This is a genomic window from Pseudoalteromonas sp. PSi26 (assembly GCF_054960575.1).
Genome location: NZ_JBHNYT010000007.1, coordinates 1 through 22,900, shown reverse-complemented (window position 1 = coordinate 22,900; position 22,900 = coordinate 1). Strand labels below are relative to the sequence as shown.

General features: G+C 39.8%; 19 protein-coding genes and 8 tRNA genes. 21 read left to right on the top strand and 6 right to left on the bottom strand.

All coding sequences use genetic code 11. The features are described from left to right. Positions 1 to 28 precede the first annotated feature (28 nt). Positions 29 to 1,426, top strand: coding sequence for a DEAD/DEAH box helicase (locus tag ACFI34_RS09100; protein ID WP_462673253.1), 1,398 nt, complete (start codon positions 29 to 31; stop codon positions 1,424 to 1,426). A 56-nt stretch (positions 1,427 to 1,482) separates the two neighbouring features. Here the strand turns inward: ACFI34_RS09100 and ACFI34_RS09095 are convergent, their stop codons facing one another. Together ACFI34_RS09095 and ACFI34_RS09090 are read right to left on the bottom strand one after the other, a co-directional pair. Beyond that, positions 1,483 to 2,226, bottom strand: a complete 744-nt coding sequence (locus ACFI34_RS09095; protein WP_462673252.1) for a DUF3307 domain-containing protein — start codon at positions 2,224 to 2,226, stop codon at positions 1,483 to 1,485. Next, positions 2,226 to 2,849: a hypothetical protein gene (locus ACFI34_RS09090; RefSeq protein ID WP_462673251.1), complete on the bottom strand. Its 624-nt coding sequence runs from the start codon at positions 2,847 to 2,849 to the stop codon at positions 2,226 to 2,228. Before ACFI34_RS09090 ends, ACFI34_RS09095 begins: the two co-directional genes overlap by 1 nt. 147 nt (positions 2,850 to 2,996) lie before the next feature. Between ACFI34_RS09090 and ACFI34_RS09085 the strand changes: the two genes are divergently transcribed. From ACFI34_RS09085 to ACFI34_RS09050, 8 genes are all read left to right on the top strand, one after another. Beyond that, complete coding sequence (locus tag ACFI34_RS09085; RefSeq protein ID WP_462673250.1) at positions 2,997 to 3,500, top strand: LabA-like NYN domain-containing protein; 504 nt, start codon at positions 2,997 to 2,999, stop codon at positions 3,498 to 3,500. Positions 3,501 to 3,663: 163 nt separating this feature from the next. Beyond that, entirely contained in the window at positions 3,664 to 4,584 is a 921-nt protein-coding gene (nudC, locus tag ACFI34_RS09080) for an NAD(+) diphosphatase (RefSeq protein WP_462673249.1), read from the top strand. Between the two features lie 9 nt (positions 4,585 to 4,593). Beyond that, a complete protein-coding gene (locus tag ACFI34_RS09075) occupies positions 4,594 to 5,775 on the top strand; it encodes a cystathionine beta-lyase (RefSeq protein ID WP_462673248.1) in 1,182 nt (393 codons plus the stop codon). A 144-nt stretch (positions 5,776 to 5,919) separates the two neighbouring features. After that, complete coding sequence (locus ACFI34_RS09070; protein ID WP_462673247.1) at positions 5,920 to 6,747, top strand: ABC transporter permease subunit; 828 nt, start codon at positions 5,920 to 5,922, stop codon at positions 6,745 to 6,747. Then, on the top strand, positions 6,744 to 7,652 hold the full coding sequence (locus ACFI34_RS09065; protein WP_462673246.1) for an ABC transporter ATP-binding protein: 909 nt from the start codon (positions 6,744 to 6,746) through the stop codon (positions 7,650 to 7,652). Before ACFI34_RS09070 ends, ACFI34_RS09065 begins: the two co-directional genes overlap by 4 nt. Then, on the top strand, positions 7,652 to 8,026 hold the full coding sequence (locus ACFI34_RS09060) for a PH domain-containing protein (protein ID WP_006794021.1): 375 nt from the start codon (positions 7,652 to 7,654) through the stop codon (positions 8,024 to 8,026). Before ACFI34_RS09065 ends, ACFI34_RS09060 begins: the two co-directional genes overlap by 1 nt. A 197-nt stretch (positions 8,027 to 8,223) precedes the next feature. After that, on the top strand, positions 8,224 to 9,012 hold the full coding sequence (locus tag ACFI34_RS09055) for a putative porin (RefSeq protein WP_008132234.1): 789 nt from the start codon (positions 8,224 to 8,226) through the stop codon (positions 9,010 to 9,012). Between the two features lie 252 nt (positions 9,013 to 9,264). Beyond that, the gene (locus ACFI34_RS09050; protein ID WP_462673245.1) at positions 9,265 to 11,541 is read left to right on the top strand and encodes an acyl-CoA dehydrogenase; all 2,277 of its coding nucleotides are present in this window, start codon (positions 9,265 to 9,267) and stop codon (positions 11,539 to 11,541) included. Between the two features lie 61 nt (positions 11,542 to 11,602). Here the strand turns inward: ACFI34_RS09050 and ACFI34_RS09045 are convergent, their stop codons facing one another. Continuing rightward, the gene (locus tag ACFI34_RS09045) at positions 11,603 to 12,037 is read right to left on the bottom strand and encodes a hypothetical protein (protein WP_462673244.1); all 435 of its coding nucleotides are present in this window, start codon (positions 12,035 to 12,037) and stop codon (positions 11,603 to 11,605) included. Between the two features lie 142 nt (positions 12,038 to 12,179). Beyond that, positions 12,180 to 13,148 carry a cysteine synthase A gene (gene cysK, locus ACFI34_RS09040; protein ID WP_006794017.1) on the bottom strand — a complete coding sequence of 323 codons (969 nt, stop codon included), beginning with the start codon at positions 13,146 to 13,148 and terminating at the stop codon, positions 12,180 to 12,182. Between the two features lie 458 nt (positions 13,149 to 13,606). Between cysK and ACFI34_RS09035 the strand changes: the two genes are divergently transcribed. From ACFI34_RS09035 to ACFI34_RS08980, 12 genes are all read left to right on the top strand, one after another. Further along, positions 13,607 to 14,758 carry a dicarboxylate/amino acid:cation symporter gene (locus ACFI34_RS09035; RefSeq protein ID WP_462673243.1) on the top strand — a complete coding sequence of 384 codons (1,152 nt, stop codon included), beginning with the start codon at positions 13,607 to 13,609 and terminating at the stop codon, positions 14,756 to 14,758. Between the two features lie 150 nt (positions 14,759 to 14,908). After that, complete coding sequence (uvrY, locus tag ACFI34_RS09030; RefSeq protein WP_006794015.1) at positions 14,909 to 15,559, top strand: UvrY/SirA/GacA family response regulator transcription factor; 651 nt, start codon at positions 14,909 to 14,911, stop codon at positions 15,557 to 15,559. Positions 15,560 to 15,568: 9 nt separating this feature from the next. After that, positions 15,569 to 17,392, top strand: coding sequence for an excinuclease ABC subunit UvrC (gene uvrC, locus ACFI34_RS09025; protein ID WP_462673242.1), 1,824 nt, complete (start codon positions 15,569 to 15,571; stop codon positions 17,390 to 17,392). A 42-nt stretch (positions 17,393 to 17,434) separates the two neighbouring features. Then, positions 17,435 to 17,980 carry a CDP-diacylglycerol--glycerol-3-phosphate 3-phosphatidyltransferase gene (gene pgsA, locus ACFI34_RS09020; RefSeq protein ID WP_006794013.1) on the top strand — a complete coding sequence of 182 codons (546 nt, stop codon included), beginning with the start codon at positions 17,435 to 17,437 and terminating at the stop codon, positions 17,978 to 17,980. Positions 17,981 to 18,120: 140 nt separating this feature from the next. Then, a tRNA-Gly gene (locus ACFI34_RS09015) sits at positions 18,121 to 18,196 on the top strand. A gap of 30 nt (positions 18,197 to 18,226) precedes the next feature. Next, positions 18,227 to 18,300 (top strand) — tRNA-Cys (locus ACFI34_RS09010). 36 nt (positions 18,301 to 18,336) lie between these two features. Continuing rightward, a tRNA-Leu gene (locus tag ACFI34_RS09005) sits at positions 18,337 to 18,422 on the top strand. A gap of 65 nt (positions 18,423 to 18,487) precedes the next feature. Then, positions 18,488 to 18,563: transfer RNA gene (locus ACFI34_RS09000), tRNA-Gly, on the top strand. A gap of 39 nt (positions 18,564 to 18,602) precedes the next feature. Next, positions 18,603 to 18,689, top strand: a tRNA-Leu gene (locus ACFI34_RS08995). A 51-nt stretch (positions 18,690 to 18,740) separates the two neighbouring features. Continuing rightward, positions 18,741 to 18,816, top strand: a tRNA-Gly gene (locus ACFI34_RS08990). 19 nt (positions 18,817 to 18,835) lie between these two features. Next, a tRNA-Cys gene (locus tag ACFI34_RS08985) sits at positions 18,836 to 18,909 on the top strand. 38 nt (positions 18,910 to 18,947) lie between these two features. Further along, positions 18,948 to 19,034, top strand: a tRNA-Leu gene (locus ACFI34_RS08980). 454 nt (positions 19,035 to 19,488) lie between these two features. Here ACFI34_RS08980 and ACFI34_RS08975 read toward each other — a convergent pair. Together ACFI34_RS08975 and ACFI34_RS08970 are read right to left on the bottom strand one after the other, a co-directional pair. Continuing rightward, entirely contained in the window at positions 19,489 to 21,087 is a 1,599-nt protein-coding gene (locus tag ACFI34_RS08975; RefSeq protein WP_462673241.1) for a BCCT family transporter, read from the bottom strand. Positions 21,088 to 21,227: 140 nt separating this feature from the next. Beyond that, a complete protein-coding gene (locus ACFI34_RS08970) occupies positions 21,228 to 22,643 on the bottom strand; it encodes an alanine/glycine:cation symporter family protein (RefSeq protein WP_462673240.1) in 1,416 nt (471 codons plus the stop codon). Between the last annotated feature and the right edge of the window lie 257 nt (positions 22,644 to 22,900).

Sequence of the window (22,900 nt, the reverse complement as noted above, 5' to 3'; positions counted from 1 at the left end):
TTTTGGCCTTATTTAAAAGAGAGTTTATATGAGTTTTGACGGTCTAGGTTTATCACAGTCTTTAGTTAATGCGGTTTTAGAAAAGGGCTATGAAACGCCAACGCCAATTCAGGCTCAAGCAATTCCTGCAATTATTGAACGTCGCGATGTAATGGCGGCGGCACAAACTGGTACAGGTAAAACAGCGGGTTTTACTCTGCCACTTATCGAACGATTATCAACAGGCCCAAAAGCAAAAAGTAACCATGTTCGAGCGCTTATTTTAGCACCTACGCGTGAGCTTGCACTTCAGGTAAGTGAAAACGTTGAAGAGTACGCTAAGCATTCAAATGTGAGTTCGTTTGTTGTATATGGTGGCGTTAAAATTAATCCGCAAATGCAGCGCCTTCGTAAAGGTGTCGATATTTTAGTGGCAACGCCTGGGCGTTTAATTGATTTACATAATCAAAATGCCGTTAAGTTTGATAGCGTAGAAGTGCTCGTTTTAGATGAAGCCGACCGCATGCTCGACATGGGGTTTATTCACGACATTAAACGCCTTATTGCTAAGATGCCAGCTAAGCGTCAAAACCTCATGTTTTCGGCCACGTTTTCAGATGATATTCGAGCGTTAGCTAAAGGATTAATAAACGATCCGGTTGAAATTTCAGTTGCTGCAAAAAACACCACCGCTAAAAGTGTAACGCAAAGCGTTTACGCGGTAGATAAAGGCCGTAAAACAGCTTTACTAAGTCATTTAATTCGTAGTAACGATTGGCAGCAAGTTTTAGTATTTAGCCGCACTAAACACGGTGCAAACCGTTTGGTTAAACAACTTGAGCGCGATGATATTGTAGGCGCAGCTATTCATGGTAATAAATCACAAGGCGCACGTGTTAAAGCATTAGATGGTTTTAAAAGTGGCGAAGTACGTGTACTTGTAGCCACTGATATTGTGGCACGTGGCCTTGATATTGTTGAGCTTCCGCATGTTGTTAACTACGACTTACCTAATGTATATGAAGATTATGTACACCGTATTGGCCGTACAGGACGTGCGGGTGCATCGGGCCATGCAATTTCGTTTGTTACAGTTGATGATGCAGTCGATTTATATGGTATTGAACGCTTTATTGGTGAGCTTATTCCGCGTGCTGAAGAAGAGGGGTTTGAACCAGTAAACCCAGTAGCAGAACGCGCATTAGATGCACGCCCATTACCTGCTAAAAAGCCAAAGAAAAAACAGCCTTTTAATAAACCTAAATCGGACAGTAGTAAGCCTAATAGTAAAAAGCCAAATAATGGCGGCAACGGTACGGGTCCTCGTCGTGGCGGTTCTAAAAAACCTGCTGTTAAAACAGATGATAATACACAAAACCCTTGGGCAAAGCGCCAGTCGGTAGGTGGAAGCGGTCAGCGCCGTCGCCGTCCAACTAATAATGACTAATTAGGTTTAGTTAGTTTTAATAAAAACGCGCTTACTTTAAACGGTAGCGCGTTTTTTTAATGTATTAAATACCTTACCATCAAACCTACAAACAAAGTCACACTTACGCTTAGTAGTGTGCCAAGCATGACGTATTCAGTAAGCTTTTTATCTTTACTAGCGCTTAAGTCGCCAAATCTAAAGACCGACTTAGCTGCTAATAAAAAGCCAACACCCGCAAATTGATTAAGCAAAATAAAGCTCAGCATTAACACGCGCTCCAACATGCCAATACTTTGCCCTGCAAGTACTAAGCTGCCTTTACTGCTAAAGTTACCCGTTAAACGCTCTAGCATCATTCTAATAAATACTGCACTTGGGCTTAAAATAATTAAATAACCGCACACAACCCACAACACATTTGGGTTAGTGACAAGTGAATATAGGGTGTCTAAAAAGTGTGTATTATCGCTCAGCCATACGCTTAAGTAGATTATTACGGCTATGTGGGCAAGTTGATCCAATAAAAAGGGCACGACACCTTTGCTTGAGTAAGATTTGGCTATATCAATTGCGTAATGACTAAGCATAATAACGGCGGTTGCAATCACAACGCTGCTAATTTGTTGCCAGCCATAAGTGTATTCCCACACGCTGATAATTATTGCGCTAGTAATGCCATGAACTAACACATGAAAATACAGTTTAATTGCCTTGAAGTGGCGGGAGTTTCTGTCGTTAACCCAGCTCATAGGTTGCCAGTAAAAATCAGCCAATAAATGGCCAATAATTAGGGCTACGAGTAAAAGCGAAAAAGCCATTAGCATCTCCTTTGACTTATATTTTTTATAATGTTGCTCGCATGCTCTAAAAACCGTTCGATAAGTTGGTAATGGGCTAAATTAAGTAGCTTAGTTACGTTTTCTCTGCTGGTTTTAAGATCTTTTGCTAAAGCTGCATGGCTATTATCGGTACTGGTTAAATAGGCGTACAAAGCATTGGCTTGTTTTTGTGTTATTTTAGTAAGGAGTACATCAGCAAAGGCTAAATTAAGGTTTAAACTTTCATGGATGTTTTGAGGAGGCGTATTAAATAAAAACCGTTGATTGGCCATTTGGTCAAGGCCATGACCCGAAAGAGTAAATGCTGAACCTGTAGCTGTTTTTATATCATTGCGCGGGTTATCTATTTCCCCAATAGCCATACTTTGTCTGACTTCGTACCCTGATGCCTTCAAATATAAATAAATTAAAACGGCATGCTTAAACAAATACTCAGGGTCATTAATTTGTAATTGAAAAGAGTCGCCTCGATAAATATTCCAAAGTGTACTCTCGCCCGATACACAACGTAAACTTTGCTCTAGCTCATAAAGCATGGCATCGTATTGCTGTTTAGGAATAGTTTGCGATTTAATAATATCGCCGCTGATCACACCAATCATAACAATCCAAATTAGTTACTTTTAAAAATGTAACCTAAAATGGTTACATAACGATATGTAACTAATTTAGGTTACTTAAAAGCAAATAGCAAGGTACACTGAGTTTAAATTATTTCGCTATGGCTATTATTCTAACTAGGGCATTACATGACTTCATTAAACTCGCAGCAAAACATTAAACCGCGTGTAGGTATATTTGTTGACGTACAAAATATTTATTACACGTGTAGAGAAAGCTATAGCAAAAACTTTGACTACAATGCTTTTTGGCGAGTTATCCAGGAGCAGTACGAAATAGATTGTGCTTATGCCTACGCTATTTATCGTGGAGATGAAAAGCAAAATCAGTTTCAAAATATTTTGAGAGCGATTGGGTTTGAGGTAAAACTAAAGCCGTTTATTCAGCGCCGAGATGGCAGTGCAAAAGGCGACTGGGATGTAGGCATAACGATAGATATGTTAGAGCATGGAAAAAATCTCGATAAAGTAATTTTGCTCTCGGGCGATGGCGATTTTGCACTGTTACTTGCTCATTTAAAAAATCAATATAATGTGCCGTGTGATGTTTATGGAGCAGATAAGTTAACCGCTGAAGTACTCAAACAAAGTGCAGAACAGTTTCATTTGATTGATGATAATTTATTACTTTAAAGCTTAAAAAACAGAGGCTAAGTGCCTGCAACATGAGAGTTTTTAATACAGAGCCTATATTGTTCATTTAAACCTAATATAGGCTTTTTTTATTGTTGTAATCAATTGGGTTTACTAGGTGGTTATGTTAATTTTAAGCGATAACGAGTAATTAAGGATTTACATGCTCAACTACAGTGATATGCCGCTTGATAGATGCTCCAATGTGCGTAAAGACCTAACGTGGCTTAAAGCACATATGTCGCCGCAAAGCGTGTGGCTTTTGGTAAAAAACAACGAGACATTATTTGTTAAAAATACGCCTCAAATAATGTTTTTACCGTACGAGAAAATTGCACAGCTAAACTTAAACAATGCCCTATTTTTAGGCTTAAACACCAAAAAAAATGGGGTGTTTGCCCTCGATGTATCTGATATTGACGACACAATTCTTGCCCCGATATTAAGTGGCGCAGAGTTTATGGATATTCGTAAGCAGGGGCCGCTTATTGATATAAAAGAGGGCTCGATTGCTGCACTTGCCCGCGGGCTTTGTTATTGGCATGCAACTCATCGTTTTTGTGGGCGCTGTGGCAGTAAAAACCACTTAGTTGAAGCGGGACATTCTCGTTTATGTGAAAACGAGCGCTGTAAACACCCCACCTTTCCTCGTACCGATCCTGCGGTAATTATGGTTGTAACTAAAACGTTTTCCGATGGTATTGAGCGATGTTTGCTTGGCCGCCAAGCAGTGTGGCCCACAGGAATGTATTCGTCATTAGCCGGCTTTGTGGACCCAGGTGAAACTTTAGAGCAAGCTGTTGCCCGTGAGGTAAAAGAAGAGGCAGGGATTGACGTTGATGATGTAACCTATGTGGCGTCTCAGCCATGGCCATTTCCTTCATCTATTATGCTTGGCTTTTTTGCAAAGGCAACCTCTGAGCAAATTAACGTAGATAAAGATGAGCTTGATGATGCTAAGTGGTTTAGCCGTGAAGATTTGGCAAATTTTGGTAATTGGCATGACGAAGGCGAGCATTTAAAACTACCTCGTACTGATTCTATTTCTCGCTATTTAATTGAACATTGGCGTACTAATCCATAAGGAATAACCATGTCGAGTAACAGTAATAAAAATACTCAGCTTGTGTCGTCTGGGCGCAAAAAAGCGTACACCCATGGTGTAGTAAACCCCGTTGTGCAGCGCGCATCAACGGTGGTATTTGATTCGGTTGCAGAACTTAAAGAAGCTGCGAAGAAGCGTGGCGATAAAACCCTCTTTTATGGGCGTCGTGGCACAACCACACATTTTGCATTGCAAGAAGCCATTACCGAGTTAGAAGGCGGTGAAGGGTGCGCACTTTATCCGTGTGGGGCTGCTGCAATTAGCCAAGCGCTATTGTCGTTTTTAAAAAGTGGTGACCATATTTTAATGGTTGATAACGCGTATGAGCCTACTCGCGATTTTTGCGATAAAATTTTAGCAGGGCTAGGAATTACCACTACTTATTACCCGCCAACAGTTGGTGCAGGCATAAAAGATTATATTAAGCCAAACACCAAGGTGTTATTTTTAGAATCTCCTGGTTCTATAACTATGGAAATTCAAGATGTACCAGCCATGGTAAACGTAGCCAAAGAACATAACGTTATGACCATACTGGATAATACTTATGGAAACGGCCTTCATTATCGACCGCTTGAGCATGGCGTCGATATTAGTATTCAAGCGGCAACAAAGTACATTGTTGGTCATTCAGATGTAATGATGGGAGTTGCAGTGGCAAATAAAAAATATTGGCCAACGCTTCGCGAACATTCTTACTTACTAGGGCAGTGTACAAGTGCTGATGATGCATATTTGGCACTGCGCGGTTTACGCACGATGAGCGTGCGTTTAAATCAGCATGAAAAGGCGGCGATAGAGGTGGCAAAATGGCTTGAGCAGCATGAGTTAGTTGATCATATTCGCCATCCAGCCTTTGAAACTTGCCCAGGCCATGCGTTTTTTAAGCGTGACTTTGACGGCAGTAATGGCTTGTTTTCAATTGTTATGAAAACAGGAAATCAAAAAGCCATAGATGCATTTTTAGATAGCCTTCAGCATTTTAAGATGGGTTTTTCGTGGGGAGGCTTTGAAAGCTTGGTCACCGCTAATTTAACCATGAAAGGGTTGCGCTCAACCACTGGCTGGGATTTAGGACCGGTTATTAGATTGCATATTGGCCTTGAAGATATCGATGACTTAATAGCTGATTTAACCCAAGCGCTTGAGGTATACAAGCTGCATTTATAACTATGCGCTAGTTACATTTAAATGGTTTGTTACAAAGCTCACTCTTCGTGGGCTTTTTTTTGCTGGTAATTCAAGGTGTTTACACTTAGGGTAGTTATATTAGGCTTTGAACTAAAGCATAAGCAACGTCATTAAGGATAGTCAATGGCAACACCATTACCAATAAACGTAGGGCGATTAACGCAAATTGCGGGATTTGAGCTTGTACGTATGTTTTTAACTAAACGTGGGCTTATAGCCCTTGCGGCATTTGCACTTGTTTGGTTAATTATTTTGCGCTACCCGATAGGGCAAGCTGTGAGCATTATTAGCTCCCCAAACTTTGAGCAAATAGCCCGCGATATTTCAGGCTCAATTGGCTTGAGTAAACTTCTTGATTGGCCTGAAGCCGAGTTTGCTATGTATTGGTTAATTGCTTTGTACAGTTTTCCTGTGTTTAGTTTATTTATTTGTAGTGACCAAACAGTGGGTGACAGAGAGCGCGGCACGCTTAGATTTTTATCGTTGCGCTCAACCCGATTTGAAATTTTGTTTGGCCGGTTTATAGGGCAATTAGCGGTATTAACGTGTTTGGTCGCAATTACTCTTGTGGCCACATTAGCGGTATTAGGGTACCGCGATCCGAGTTTGTTGGTAGGGGGCGTTGGCCGTGCACTGTCGATATTTTTAATTCTTATAGTTACATTTGCACCGTTTGTGGCGTTAATGACTTTAATTAATACTTTTGCACGTTCATCGCGGTTATCAATTGTACTCGCTATTTTATACTTTACAGCAGGCGGTATTGTAGTCGGTTTATTACAGTGGCAAATACCGGCATTAAGCGTGCTTGATTATTTATTCCCGGGTGTACAAATAGAGCAACTCGCCGGTCAAAACCTGCCATTATTAAGTGCTTTGGCAATCCCACTTGTACAAACTGCTGTGTTACTGGCAGTAGCCCAACGTATTTTTGCAAGGAGCTCACTATGAATCCACTAATTACAGGGCGTAATTTAAGTAAGTCGTATGGGTCTAAACTTGCGCTTAATAATGTGAACTTTGAAATTGAGCAAGGTGCTCCTGTTGCTCTTGTTGGCCCAAATGGTGCGGGTAAAACGACATTATTTAGTTTGTTATGCGGCTATATAGCGCCCAGCAATGGTGAGCTTGAAATACTCGGTCATAAACCCGGCAGTGCCGCATTATTTAATAAGGTCAGTGCTTTACCACAAGATGCGCAGCTCGATCCGCGTTTTAATATAGACAAGCAACTTGCTTTTTATGCCAAATTACAAGGTATGAGCACCAAGCAAAGTCAAACAGAAGCATTGCGCGTGCTTGATTTAGTTGGGCTGCGTGAAATTGCTAAAAACCGTGCAGGTGATTTATCGCATGGTATGCGCAAACGTGTGACTATAGCTCAGGCTCTTATTGGTTCGCCGCAAATTGTTATGTTAGATGAGGCAACCGCAGGACTTGATCCTATTCATGCAAGAGAGGTACGTGAGTTGGTGTCAACGTTGAGCTCTGAAGCAACCTTTATTTTAAGCTCGCACGATTTAACTGAGCTTGAGCGATTATGCTCTCAAGTGCTGCATTTAGACAAAGGCGTATTGAGTGAGCACCAAACAAAAGTAAATCAAACCGACAAACACTTTTACACATTAATGCTAAACGAGATGTATGAAAACGTTGAGCAACAGTTACAGTTACTCAATGGTGTAAGCTCTGTTTATATGAGCCAGCACAAAGAGTATGTTATTGAATACACACAATCTGAGCATGCACTTGATATTGCACTATTACAGTTTTGCCACCAACATAATTGGCAATACAGGCAATTGGTTAATGGCCATACATTAGAAAATCAAATTTTTAAACAGGAGAAAGTATAATGGGTTTATTAAGCGGATTAATGGGTAACGCAAGCGAAGTTGATGATTCTGATTTAGAAAAAGTACTCGCTAATACATTAATTGAGGGTGAGCACGTCGAAAAAGCCTATAAAGTTATTCGCGATATGTTCATTTTTACTAATAAGCGCTTAATTTTAATTGATAAGCAAGGAGTAACTGGTTCTAAAATGGAAATGGTGAGTATTGCTTACTCTAAAATTACCAAGTTTAGCAAAGAGAGTGCAGGGCACTTTGATTTGGATGCTGAACTTAAAATTTGGATTGGCTCTGACCCAACGCCACTTACAAAAGAGTTTAAAGCAGGCGATAACATTAATGAAGTTTATAGAGTAATTAGCCAACACGCTTTATAATTGTACACATACTTTAAGTAGTTGTTGACTAAATGTAGCAACTACTTTAATTTTACAGTTTCTTACACCTCCTTACAATTAACTTAACAAATACAAAGGTTTAATTAAGTTTCCATTCAGTTTCCCGGCGTTAGCATGTGCCCACTTTAGTAATTTAGCTAAAGCATAAAACGCAATGTACATAGGGAAGTCTTACAATGAAAAAATTAGCAGTTATTATTTCAAGCATTTTATTATCTAGCACTGCGGCTGCTGCAGACAGCTATAACTCAATCAGTAATTTAAGTTACAAAGACAGCGACAATAACGATACCGTTGCTGTAGATTCTATTTATTATCTATCACCTAAAAAAACATTAGGCCCGTACGACCAATTTGAATACATTAATAAACAAAGCAACATTTACGGCGCATACGCTGATGACGACTTTAGCGATACAACGTTAGTTGGTGGTGAGTATTTTATTAATGAATTTGTTATTGGTGCGTCATACACAAACCTTGATGTTGGCAATCATAACGAAGCATATACAATTTCAGGGGGTTACTTTTTTAACCCAGATTTGCTTGCAAAAGTGACGCTAGTTGAAAATAAAGATGGCGAAGACTTCGCTTTATTCGATTTAGCGTATAACCATATGCTTAACAGTACCGATTACGTTGGTGTAACTGTTACTGCGGATGATGATTTTGATTACCGCGCCGTTGCAGCTAAATACTTTATTGATTTACAGCAAGGTAACTACTTAACGTTTGAAGGTAAATACGAAAGTATTGATGACGCTGAAAACCAATGGGTGGCAGAAACGAACTACTATTTCTCAAAAGCGACCTCGGTATTTGCAAGCTACGATAAACAAGATACCTACAGCTTTGGTGCTCAGCACTTCATTAACAAAAATATTGGCCTTAAAGTAGGTTACGAGAACAATGCCGATGACTCTGATAATGATGCTTACTTTGCAAACATGCGTTTTCAGTTTTAATTAATAACGCAATTTAAGTTTTCAGCTTAATTAAAATATAAGCCCGCTCATGCAGCGGGCTTTTGTATTAATAAGGCTTATACGTTTGATTTTTTAGTTGCTTTACCCATATCAAAATTAATAATTAAAGACTAGTTTATTCTTTATCCCCTAATTTACAGGCTTAGCAGAAAGCGTATTTGCAATGATTGTATTTAAACTAAGATGGGTCATACTTAGGTTATTAATTTCTAATGTGAAAGGAATGTAGGCATGTCGGTATTTATCATTTTACTGGTTGTTATAGTGGTTATTTTTGCGGTTAAAGATATCCGCTTAAACCTTATCAGTAGACCCACGTTTAAAATGTTTAAAAAAGTACTTCCACCGCTTTCGCAAACAGAGCGAGAGGCTATGGAAGCAGGCGATGTTTGGTGGGATGGAGAACTCTTTAGTGGTAACCCTGATTGGAAAAAATTACACAATTTTCCAAAGCCAGAATTGAGCGAAAAAGAAAACGCATTTATGGCTAATCAGGTTGAGACCCTAATGGCGATGCTAGATGATTACCAAATAGTGCAAAAAGACAAAGACTTGCCAAAAGAAGTGTGGGATTACTTAAAAAAAGAAGGTTTTTTTGCATTAATTATTCCTGAAAAGTTTGGTGGGCGAGAGTTTTCGGCGATTGCTAATTCAACCATTGTGTCAAAAATTTCGACTAAGAGTTTAACTGCGGCGGTTACCGTAATGGTGCCAAATAGTTTAGGGCCAGGTGAGCTATTGCTGCATTACGGTACTAAAGAGCAACAAGACCGCTGGTTACCAACGCTTGCCAATGGTGAAGATGTTCCATGCTTTGCACTTACAGGCCCAGAAGCAGGCTCTGATGCCGGTAGCATTCCAGACTCTGGTGTTGTATGTAAAGGAGAGCACAACGGTGAAGAAGTAATTGGCCTACGTTTAAACTGGTCAAAACGTTACATTACCCTTGCACCCGTTGCCACAGTATTAGGCCTTGCTTTTAAAATGTATGACCCCGATGGTTTATTAGGAGACGAAAAAGAGCTTGGTATTACGTGCGCACTTATTCCAACCGATCACCCAGGAGTTAAAACAGGTGAGCGCCATTACCCACTTAATATGGCATTTATGAACGGTACAACTTATGGTGAAGATGTGTTTATTCCGCTTGACTGGATTATTGGTGGGCAAGAGTGTGCGGGGCGTGGCTGGCGCATGCTGGTGGAGTGTTTAAGTGCAGGGCGTGGTATTTCGCTGCCGGCTTTAAGTGCTGCAACCGGTCACCTAGCGGCTAAAATGACTTCAGCATATGCCGTAGTTCGCCAGCAATTTGGTGTATCTATTGGGCAATTTGAAGGTGTGCAAGAAGCGCTTGCTCGCATTGGTGGCTTAACTTACACGCTAGAGTCATGTCGGTTAATGACGGCTGGCGCAATCGATTTAAAGCTTAGCCCTTCGGTTGTCACTGCTATTGCCAAATACCATATGACGGAAATGGGTCGTACAGTCATGAATGATGCGATGGATATTCATTCAGGCAAAGGCATTCAGGTGGGGCCAAATAACTATTTGGCACATGGTTATATGGGAATACCGGTGTCTATTACGGTAGAAGGCGCAAATATTTTAACTCGAAATTTAATGATATTTGGCCAAGGAGCGACCCGCTGTCATCCTTTTGTTTTAAAAGAAATGGAGGCCGCTGCACTTGAAGACGACGATGCTGCTCTGAATCAATTTGATGGTTTATTAATGAACCATATATTATTTGCGGTAAGTAATGCCAGCATGGCATTTATACATGGTTTAACACGTAGTTACTTTGCAAAAGCGCCAGTTGGCGGCGAAACTGCCGTTTATTACAAGCATTTAAGCAGAATGAGCAGAAGCTTGGCTATTTGTACGGACGTGGCAATGTTAATGTTAGGCGGTGAGCTAAAACGCAAAGAGATGATATTAGCCCGATTAGGTGATGTATTGAGTCACTTGTATTTAGCTTCTACGGTTCTAAAGCGCTACGAAGACGAGGGCCGTCAACAAGCCGACTTACCTTTTGTTAAATATGCGATAGAAACATCGTTATTTGAAATAGGCCAAGCGTTTGATGGTTTTTTCAAAAATTTCTCAAACCCGATTATTAATTTTGTGCTTAAGCGTATTGTATTTCCAATTAGTAATCATTACGAAAAACCAAGCGATGAAATTGCACAACGTATTTGCGAGCATATGACACAACCAGGTGTGTTTAGAAATCGCTTAACTCATTTGTGTTATGTAGATGAAAACGCAGGTACAGGGGTAATGGAAAATGCATTTTTAGCTATGCACGATATGCAAGCTCAATTCAAAGATTTAAAACAATGGCAGCGCAAGGGTAATATTCCTGCAACGCTCGATATTGAAGGTGCGATTAACTTTGCATTAGACAATGATTTAGTAACGCAAACCGATGCTGATGCTATGCACCATGCTAATAAGCTACGTAAGCAAGCAATAGCGGTTGATAACTTTCAGCAAGGCGAGTTGTAGCTAATTATGTGAACCGTAAATAAAAAGGCCTTACATGTGTAAGGCCTTTTTATTAAATACTTTAACGTGCGTATGGGTCCGCAACTATTTTATCGATATACCATTTACCTTTTTTACGTAGCATTTTTACGCTACGCATATCATCTATTTTGTTACCATTTAAATAACCGGTGAAAATAAGATTTATTTTAGTATTGTCACCATACTGTTCGCGTACACTCATATTGGTCATATCAACTTCAATAACAACCTCATCGTACTGCATGTTAACTAAGTTACGCGTAAATTGTTTAGCTGTACCGTACGACTTCATGATTCGCGTAAGGTTGGGTGTAGCCATAGTTGTTGCTTTTTGAAGATCTTGCTGATTGTACAAGGCGTCAAAGTAAGCTGTTGCGGTGTCGCCGGGTGAATCACCAAGTTTTTTTACATCATCGCCACAGGCAACTAAAAACAAACACAGAATAAGGCTGACTAAATAGGTTATTTTTTTCATGTTAATTTTTGTTAGTTAGTTTTATTTAAGTGTGTGGTGAATTAGCTAATATGTAAAGACATGGAAGGTAAATAAAAAGATATTGCAGAGTAAATAATAAAAAAGGATGCCTAGGCATCCTTTCAAAAATGGTTAGCTATGATTATTGAACAAGCTCTTGATCACTAAATTCCTCATCAAATAGCGGGCTTGATAAGTAACGCTCAGTGGCACTTGGTAAAATAACAACAATATTTTTGTCGGCATTTTCTGGTTTTTCAGCAATACGTTTTGCTGCCACTACAGCAGCGCCAGATGAAATACCCACTAATATACCTTCTTTTTTCATTAGCTCATGTGCCATTGCAATTGCATCTTCGTTAGATACTTGCTCTGCAGCATCTATTAGGCTCATGTCTAGGTTGCCAGGGATAAATCCTGCGCCAATACCTTGAATTTTATGTGGCCCTGGTTTAACTTCTTCACCGGCAAGTGTTTGGCTGATTACTGGCGAATTAGTTGGCTCAACAGCAATAGACTTAACATTTAGACCTTTTTCTGTTTTAAGGTAGCGACTGACACCTGTTATAGTCCCGCCAGTACCTACGCCTGCTACAAAGTAATCCACTTTTCCGTCAAGAGCGTCAAAAATTTCTGGACCTGTAGTTTCAAAGTGTATTTTTGGGTTTGCTGGATTCTCAAACTGCTGTAGCAAGATATACTTTTCAGGATCGGTGGCTTGAATCTCTTTTGCTTTTTGGATTGCACCATTCATACCTTTAGCGCCGTCTGTAAGCACAAGGTTGGCACCCAGTGCCTTTAGAAGTTTACGACGCTCTAAGCTCATAGTGTTAGGCATGGTAAGCGTTAGTTTGTAACCACGTGCTGCGGCAACGAAGGCCAATGCAATACCTGTATTACCAGATGTAGGCTCGATAAGTTCTTTACCCTCAGTTAGCTGACCTGCTTTTTCAGCCTCCCAAATCATCGATGCACCAATGCGGCATTTTATACTAAAGCTTGGGTTACGCGCTTCCACTTTAGCGAATACATTCCCACCTGTAACACGTTTAAGTTTTACCAGTGGTGTATTACCGATACTAAGTGAGTTATCTTCAAAAATAGTAGACATAATGTTCCTTTGGATACAATCTGATCAACGTGCTAATAGCCTTTGCTACTAACTATATGTTGACACTTTACTGAGAGTTTAAAAAAATAAAAGTAAAGTTTGGCTATAAGATATATCTATTGAGCTTATAACTAAGTGAAATAAAAATCTATATTAGCTGTGCCTTTTGTTATTAGGTGCGCACATTAAATTTAATGATAAGACGCTTTTGTTTGTTATGTCGGCTTTTTACTCATAAATAAACTAAAGAGACGCTTAAATATTTAAATAGGTGTAGAAACCCATGCGGCCCAATGACTAATAAATTGACTGATTTTTGAATATGATACTTTATCGAGACCAAATGTACTTTTTATTGATGATTATTTATGCAAACAAACTTTAGTTCAGCGGTTTTATGACACAAGCCAATCAAAACATGATAAAAACGTTTATCTAACAATAATTGAGTAATAAAAATGAAGTTAATCTTAAAGTTAATTGCCGGCATTATGGCTGGTATATTGGTAGGCTTTTATGTGCCTTTGACAGGTGTTGAACTCTTATTTACGGTTAAAGAGTTAATTGGTCAAATTATTTCCTTCACTATTCCTCTTATTATTTTATTTTTTATTGCTTCTGGCATTGCCGGGCTTCCTAAAGGTTCTGGCCATTTACTTGGTAAAACGGTTGGGTTTGCTTATAGCTCTACCGTTATTGCCGGCACGCTTGCCTTTTTGTTAGTCAGTGCTGTTATTCCGTTTTTAAGTGGCGGTATTACTTTTGAAGCCGAAGTAGCCACCGAGATAGGCAGTTTTATTGATATAGAAATCCCACCATTAATGGGGGTGATGACTGCGCTTGCTACGGCTTTCATATTTGGCATTGGTATGAGCCAGCTTGAGTTAGACACACTTAAAAAGGTATCAGATCAGGGACGAGATGTAATAGATGCCTTATTGTCAAAAGTGATCATTCCTGCGTTACCATTTTATATTGCAGGTGTGTTTGCTGAAATGACCGTAGCGAGTACAGTGGTTGATACGCTGCAAACATTTGGAGTGGTATTAATTGCGGCTCTTGTTATGCACTGGTTATGGTTAAGCGTCTTATATATTGCTACGGGAATTTTGTTAAAGCGTAATCCACTTGAGTTAGTTAAAAATATGCTACCGGCTTATTTTACTGCATTAGGTACTATGTCGAGTGCAGCAACTATTCCTGTGTCGTTGCAATCAAGTAAAGCTAATAAAGTTAAAGAAGACGTAGCAAACTTTACAGTACCTTTATGTGCCACCATTCATTTGTCGGGTTCAACAATTACTATTGTTACGTGTGCCATGGCCGTTATGTTTTTATCGCCAGGTATGGAAGTGCCATCGTTAATGGGCATGTTGCCATTTATATTTATGCTCGGTGTTGTGATGATAGCTGCTCCAGGCGCACCGGGTGGCGCGGTAATGTCGGCGCTTGGGCTTTTAACCAGCATGCTTGGATTTAATGAAGGAGCTGTGGCATTAATGATTGCACTGTACTTAGCTCAAGACAGCTTTGGTACGGCATGTAATGTTACCGGTGATGGTATTATTGCATTATGGGTTGACCGTTTTAGTGAAAAGTCAGCCTCTTAAATCGCTGGGTACATTGATTTCAGTAGTTTTAACTTTAGTTAACGTGCCTGAGTGAGAGCGATAATATTAGTTATTGTTTCGCTTTAACTGTGTTACTGTGACAAATTAAATTATTTAGACGTGTGTAGTTGAGTTAATGAGGGTATTGCATTGATTAATGTACTTTTAGTTGATGATCATGAACTAGTACGAACTGGGATCAGACGCATATTAGATGATGTGCGTGGGTTTAAAGTTGTAGGTGAAGCAAAAGACGGTGAAGCCGCTGTCCAGTTTTGTCGACAGCACACACCTAATATTGTACTTATGGATATGAATATGCCTGGCATGGGTGGATTAGAGGCAACTAAAAAGATTTGTCGCTATTGCCCAGACGTAAAAATTATCGTTCTTACTGTTAATTGCGAAGACCCATTTCCGTCTAAAGTAATGCAAATTGGTGCTCACGGCTTTCTTACCAAAGGAGCTGGCTCTGATGAAATGGTTCGTGCCATTCGTTCAGTTCATGCTGGTCAACGCTACATTGCGCCAGAAATTGCACAACAAATAGCACTGGCACAGGTTACTGGTCGTACAGACGAAAATCCGTTCCAGAGTTTATCAGAGCGCGAACTTCAAATAATGCTTATGATCACCAAAGGTGAAAAAGCACAAGATATTGCAGAGCGCTTAAACCTCAGTTCGAAAACAGTTAATAGCTATCGTTACCGAATGTTTGAAAAGTTAAATGTAGGTGGCGATGTTGAACTTACACATTTAGCTATTCGCCATAAGATGATTGACATAGACGTGTCGTACTAACCCTTTTATATGTCTAAATTTGATCACGTACATTTTTTAAAAACGCTATCAAGCGAGCCCGGTGTTTACCGTATGCTTGATAGTGACAACCAAGTTATTTATGTTGGTAAAGCTAAACAATTAAAAAAACGCGTAAGCAGTTACTTTAGATCCAACATTACCGACAGCAAAACCCGTGTTTTAGTCAGTAACATTAATGATATTGAAGTCACACTGACCAACACCGAAACTGAAGCGCTACTGCTCGAAAATAACCTCATAAAAAAATATCAGCCTCGTTATAATATTCTACTGCGAGATGATAAGTCTTACCCCTATATTTTATTAACGAACCATAAGCATCCGCGGTTAGCGTTTCATAGAGGTAGCCGCAAAATAAAAGGTGAGTATTTTGGTCCATTTCCGAGTGCAGGCGCTGTCTCGGAAAGTTTGCGTTTAATGCAAAAAATATTTCCCGTTCGTCAATGCGAAGATGCTTATTATCGTGCCCGAAGTCGCCCTTGTTTGCAGTATCAGCTCAAGCGTTGCTCTGCGCCATGCGTTAACAAAGTTACCGAGCAAGACTACAGTGAACAAGTTGACTATGTTCGCAAATTTTTGACGGGTAAATCGGATGAAGTCATTGCCGAACTAATAAAAAAAATGGAAGCAGCCAGTGCGGAGCTCAACTTTGAGCTTGCCGCAAAAGTACGTGATCAAATAATGCTACTGCGTAAAATGCAGGAGCAACAATCTATTTCGGGTAACTTTGCAGAAATGGATGTGGTGGGTTTTGCGCATTTAAATGGATTAAACGGCATACATTTATTAATGATTCGCGATCATAAAGTACTAGGTAGTAAAACGTATTTTCCAAAAGTACCTAAAGATTCGAGCGAGCAAGAAATTTTAACTTCATTCTTAGGTCAATATTATTTAGCACCAGGTGCAACTGGACGCATTGCTAAAGAAATTATACTCCCGTTTGAAGTAGAAGAGAGCAGTGCGTTAAGCGAAGCACTGACGCAAATAAGCGATCGTAAAGTGGCGCTTAAAGTGGTTACACGTGGAGAGCGTGCGCAATACCTTCAACTAGCAAATAAAAATGCGTTAAACAGTATTGCTGTCAAACAAAGTACACAAGACTCAATTAATAAACGCTATGCCCAATTAAAAGCAACATTACGCCTAGATGATATAGCGCGAATGGAGTGTTTTGATATAAGCCATACTATGGGGGAAAACACGGTAGCAAGTTGCGTTGTTTTTGATTCGCAAGGCCCAAATACAAAAGAATACAGGCGCTATAATGTAACCGGTATAACCGGTGGTGATGATTATGCAGCCATGGAGTTTGCTTTAAATAAGCGTTACAACAAATTAGTGGATGAAGACAAAATTCCCGATGTAATATTTATAGATGGCGGTAAAGGACAGTTAAGTCGTGCTGAGCAATATTTTGCTAATTGGTCTCATTCTAAAATGCCTCTGCTAGTCGGGGTTGCAAAAGGAACGAGCCGTAAACCTGGCCTAGAAACATTGCTCATAGATGGGGGGCGTAAAACAATTCCGATGGATTCTGATGCGCCTGCACTTCACCTAATACAACATATACGAGATGAATCTCACCGTTTTGCAATAGCTGGGCATCGTAATAAGCGCCAAAAACAGCGAACACAATCATTGTTGGAAGAAATTAATGGAGTAGGTTCTAAACGTCGCCAAACATTATTAAAATATTTAGGGGGCATGCAGGGGGTAAAAGCTGCTAATATAGAACAATTAAAGAAAGTTCCCGGGATCAGCCCTGATATGGCTGAGAAGATATTTAACCATTTACATGACAAGGGCTAGCCCTTCATGCGAATATAAAAGAAAAGACATATCCAAGTAGTTATGTGGAATATTCCAAACACACTCACAACATTTAGACTTTTTCTTATCCCCATTTTTTTGGTGATATTTTATTTGCCTTATAGCTGGGCTTTTTTTGCTGCCGCTTTTATTTTTTGGCTTGCATCAATTACCGATATACTTGATGGCTACCTTGCAAGAAAATTAGAACAATCAACGCCATTTGGAGCCTTTTTAGATCCTGTTGCAGACAAGGTGATGGTGTGTGCGGCACTTGTTGCTCTCTCTGATCAATATCAGTCAATGTATATGACTATTCCTGCGCTTATTATCATTAGTCGAGAAATAGTTATATCAGCATTAAGGGAATGGATGGCTGAGCAGGGCAAGCGTGGCAATGTAGCTGTATCTAACATGGGTAAAATCAAAACTGCTGCGCAAATGTTAGCCATCATTGGTTTGATTTGGCAATATGACACCTGGATGAATTATTTAAGTTTTGGGCTACTCTATATAGCAACCTTTTTGACCCTGAGTTCTATGCTGCAATATTTGAACGCTGCATGGAGTGAATTGACCAAAAATTAACTGTAAATGTATAATAACGCACCGTTTTAGATAAAAAACAAGCAAACAGTTCAAAACTAGCATTTTTTGTATTGACGCGTTTAATAATCTCTGTAGAATGCGTCCGTGTTGAGAGGGCATAGCCCCCAAGATAACGAAATGCGGCACTAGCTCAGTTGGTAGAGCGCGACCTTGCCAAGGTCGAGGTCACGAGTTCGAGCCTCGTGTGCCGCTCCAAGTTATCTAAGGTTATAACCCCAGTGCTGGGGCGGAATGGCAGAGTGGCCATGCACCGGATTGCAAATCCGTTTACCCCGGTTCGACTCCGGGTTCCGCCTCCAATCAACGCTCCACATGCTTTAAATAGCAAACTCGATGCCCGAGTGGTGGAATTGGTAGACACAAGGGATTTAAAATCCCTCGCTCTTAGAGTGTGCCGGTTCAAGTCCGGCCTCGGGCACCACTTTGTGGTTTAGTTATATGCACCAACATATAACTTTTAAAATGTAATAGTAGAATTAATATGATGCGGCACTAGCTCAGTTGGTAGAGCGCGACCTTGCCAAGGTCGAGGTCACGAGTTCGAGCCTCGTGTGCCGCTCCATATCAGTTTTATCCACTTGCTTTAAATAGTAAACTCGATGCCCGAGTGGTGGAATTGGTAGACACAAGGGATTTAAAATCCCTCGACTAACAAGTCGTGCCGGTTCAAGTCCGGCCTCGGGCACCACTTTTAATTACTGACCAATTTAATTAAAAGTTTGATAAAAATTTATTATATGCGGCACTAGCTCAGTTGGTAGAGCGCGACCTTGCCAAGGTCGAGGTCACGAGTTCGAGCCTCGTGTGCCGCTCCAAATTATATGGAAGCGTTAAGGCGGAATGGCAGAGTGGCCATGCACCGGATTGCAAATCCGTTTACCCCGGTTCGACTCCGGGTTCCGCCTCCACATAATTTACTCCACACGCTTTAATTAGCAAACTCGATGCCCGAGTGGTGGAATTGGTAGACACAAGGGATTTAAAATCCCTCGACTAACAAGTCGTGCCGGTTCAAGTCCGGCCTCGGGCACCATATCTATATAAATCCCAAATCACAAAAACTCACACCACAAATTTTTTAATATATATTCAAATCTCAATTATCTAATCTATTTTTAATATCTCCTTAACTTTACTATTTAAAGATTTTATTACGTAGCCTTTGCAAGGCCCAATTTTATCGTCATTACTTTATTTCACTCAGCTCAGTTAATACCAATCCGAAATAGTACTTAATTATTTGAATCTGTATGATTAACGCACTTGTACATAACAAAATTAACAAATCAGAACATTAGTGATTCAATTACGCCTTTATCTATGTTTTAGTCATTCAGGTATTTTCAACACGATGAGAGTAAAGTTTGTTCTTTTAAAATAAAAAAGTAGTAACTAGAGCTAGATTGAGGAAAATGTGACGTGGCTATAATAAGTTTTAAATGAGTTGTATAAGCGACTCTTAAGAGCCACTTATACCGGATGAATTGTTAGTGCAGTTTGCTTTGAACCTTATAAGTAGGGTATTCGCTTAGCAAGCCTTGTATAAGCGCAACACACATTAAAATAAGTATGATTGAAAATGGGAGTGCAGTAGTTACTACACCCGATTGAAGTGCTTGTAAGGCTTGCGAGCCGCCAACCCAAAGTAACACTGCTGCTATCATACCTTCGACAGTAGCCCAAAATATACGCTGTGGCACTGGTGCATCAATTTTACCGCCAGCAGTTATGCCGTCTATCACCAGTGATCCTGAATCAGATGAAGTGATAAAAAAGACTAAAACTAAAGCAATAGAAATAATAGAAATAAAGCTAGAAAACGGTAGCTGTTCATATACCTGAAATAAAGTAACTGAAATATCAGTCAAACCATTTTGTCCAAGTGGCCCGACTTTATCTATAACTTGTGTTATTGCCATATTGCCAAATACACCCATCCACACAAGGCTAAGCAGAGTTGGTAGGCCTATAACAATAAGTAAGAACTCTCGTACAGTGCGCCCTTTTGAAACACGCGCTATAAACATACCAACAAACGGTGACCAAGATATCCACCACGCCCAATAAAATACAGTCCAAGAATGCATCCAATCTTCATCGGGCCTATTAAAAGGATTACTCAATGGTACAAAATGTTCTACGTATGCTCCCAGGGTAAACCAAACAGCAGGGATTGAATCAGAGAATGTAAGTACGATAACAACTAACAGTAAAAAAAACGCACAAATTAAATTAACGTTGCTTAGTACTTTTACACCGCCCTCAATACCTCTAATAACAGAGAAAATAGCAATACACGTTACTAAGCCGATAACAGATATTTGAAAAGCAGTGCCATAATCGGTACCTAAAAGGTAATTTATACCACTGGTTGCTTGTTGCGCGCCAAGCCCCAGTGATGTTGCTAAACCAAATAAAGTCGACAGTACCGCGAGTATATCTATGATATGCCCCATCCACCCCCATGCGCGATCACCAAATAAGGGATAGAATACAGAACGTATAGACAAAGGCAGGCCTTTATTAAATGCAAAAAAAGCCAAGCTTAAGCCAACTACTGCGTAAATTGCCCATCCGTGCAAACCCCAATGGTACATAGTTGCACCTAAAGCTAATGAATGTGCTTGTGGTGAATTGGGTTCAACCCCCATAGGCATATGATACCAACCTGTATAATAAGCTGTTGGCTCTGCAACACCCCAAAATAGTAATCCAATGCCCATTCCTGCAGCAAACAACATGGCAAGCCACGATATGTAACCATGCTCTGGACGGGCTTTTACACCGCCTAAACGAATTTTACCTAAGGGAGAGAATGCCAAGATAATACAAAAGATTACAAAGGCGTTAGCAAGTAACATAAAGTAACTATCGAATTGATCTATGATAGCATCTTTAGTGGAGGTTAGTGCATCGCGGGTAACGGTAGGGTCAAAAACCAAGCTAAGCAATACAAATAAAACAACTAAAAAAGCGCTTATTCCAAATACAGGATTATGTATATCAAACCCCCATTTTTGAATATTATCTTGTCCAACTTGATAATCAGTAGTATCGATACTGTATTTTTTTGTCATGTCACCCATCTGCTTTCCTTTTTTAGATATCTCTTTGTGTTCCTATACGTAGTAAATATAAAGTAGTCGTAAAAATTAATCTAAGTTTTAATGTTGGGTAAATAAACTTTAGAACTAAAAAAGCGAGCCGGAACTCGCTATTTTATTTTTTATTTCCAAGCTAGAGGGTCTACCTCTTTATCTAGTTTTGGATGTTTACTTTTATCAAACGAGGGGATAAGGCCTTTTTTACGTTGTTCGTTATAGTCTTTTGAAAGCCATACAACGACACCAGAAAGCATAAATAACGCGATTACATTAACAATAGCCATTAAGCCCATAGATATATCGGCTAATGTCCAAATTAATCCGAGCTCACCTACAGCCCCAAACATAACCATTCCTAAAACAATCAAGCGGAATATAAACATTCCTTTTTGGGAGTTATGTTCTAAAAACATAAGATTAGTTTCTGCATACGAGTAATTAGCAACAATAGAGGTAAAGGCAAAGAATAAAATTGCAATAGCGATAAAATAAGTGCCCCAACTACCAACATGTTCTGATAATGCTGCTTGAGTCAATTCTATACCCAATACTCCTGATTCAGGAATTAATTGCTGGGATAGAAGGATAAGTGATGCAGTCGCAGTACAAATTACAATTGTGTCAATAAAAACCCCAAGCATTTGCACATAACCCTGTGAAGCAGGGTGAGGAGGGTATGGTGTTGCAGTTGCTGCAGCATTAGCAGCGCTACCCATACCCGCTTCGTTAGAGAACAAACCACGTTTAATTCCTTGGATCATCGCCTGTATTACACCATAACCTATAGCGCCAGCACCGGCTTGCTCTATTCCAAAAGCACTGTTAATTACTAACATGAATACATCAGGAAGTGCAGAAAAGTTAATAGCACAAACATAAAGCGCAACACATAAATAGGCCAGAGCCATAAAAGGCACAACCATTTCAGCAAATCGAGATATTGTTTTAAGGCCTCCAAATATGATCATCCCAGAACCAATAACTAAAAAAATACCTACAATATATTTAGGGATATCAAATGCTACTTCAAAAGCGGCAGCAATAGAGTTTGACTGCACAGCATTAAATACCAGACCAAAAGCTAAAATTAAACACAGTGAGAATAAAACCCCCATCCAACGTTTACCTAAGCCAGTTTGCATATAGTAAGCTGGACCACCTCTAAAATTGCCTTCAGCATCTTTTGTTTTATAAGCTTGTGCAAGTGTACTTTCGGCAAAGCTTGTCGCCATACCAATTAATGCAATTAACCACATCCAAAAAATAGCTCCCGGGCCACCCAGATACAATGCAACAGCGACACCTGCCATATTCCCAGTACCGACTCGAGCTGCTAATGAAGTACAAAAAGCTTGAAAAGAAGAGATTTCGTTATTCGCACATTTTCGAGATCCAAACATAACCTTGAACATATGTGGAAATTGTACAAATTGAATAAAACCTAATTTAAAGGTAAAAAATAAACCCGCTGCTATTAATAAGTATACGAGAACGTGCCCCCACAAGAGACCACTTATACTATTTATTAAATCTGCCATAAATACTACCTAAAGACATGCGTTAAAAAAGTGACCGCAACTTACCATAGGAATGGCCAAGTGTTTAGAATAAACGACCATAAAAACAAAGTTATCAACAGGTGTTTGTGGGTAACTTGTGTTTAGAGTGTGCACTTGCGTTGGGTCCAATTTAAATCACTTTTTTAGTTAAAAAAGGCTTGCGTTAAATCCGCGGCTCCCTATAATGCGACCCCACTGAGACGGCAGAGCAGGCAACGCTTAGCGAGCCAAGCAAA